Genomic DNA, 414 nt, shown 5'->3' with positions numbered 1-414 from the left:
GGTCTATACCCGCACCGGGAACTACACCACCGGCAGCTGGGGCACCGACTGGATCGAACTTCCCGGCAGCCGGCCGGGCGTGACGTCCATCTCCGCCGCCGACCACGCCACCACCGTCGACCTCTCGAACGACGTGGCAGACAGATGCTACACCACCAGCCGCCACTTCTAAACCGGCCTGTGGGACCAGCAGTGGACACCGATGGGTGACAACCACCTCACGGTCCTCACCAGCACCCCCTCCGACAACGTCGTCCACGTCGACGACGTCCACCAGGCCACGCAGGTCTACACCCGCGCCGCCGACTACAACGCCGGCCTCTGGACCGCCTGGAAGGAGATTCCCGGCGACGCCACCGGTGTAAAGGCCATCACGGCAGCCACCACCGGCTGACCCTACACCAGCACCACCCG

The 414-nt window shown here is 67.1% G+C and carries 1 protein-coding gene; it reads left to right on the top strand.

The genetic code is table 11. From position 1 onward, the window contains the following. The first annotated feature begins 202 nt into the window (after positions 1-202). Positions 203-394 (top strand): hypothetical protein, encoded by a 192-nt coding sequence (locus tag PUR61_RS00410; protein ID WP_329874416.1) that lies wholly within the window; start codon positions 203-205, stop codon positions 392-394. The last annotated feature ends 20 nt before the right edge of the window (positions 395-414 follow it).

This window comes from Streptomyces sp. BE20 (assembly GCF_036322525.1).
Classification (GTDB): Bacteria; Actinomycetota; Actinomycetes; order Streptomycetales; family Streptomycetaceae; genus Kitasatospora.
Note: the sequence above shows the minus strand (reverse complement) of the source record. Positions and strands in the feature narration are given on the sequence as shown.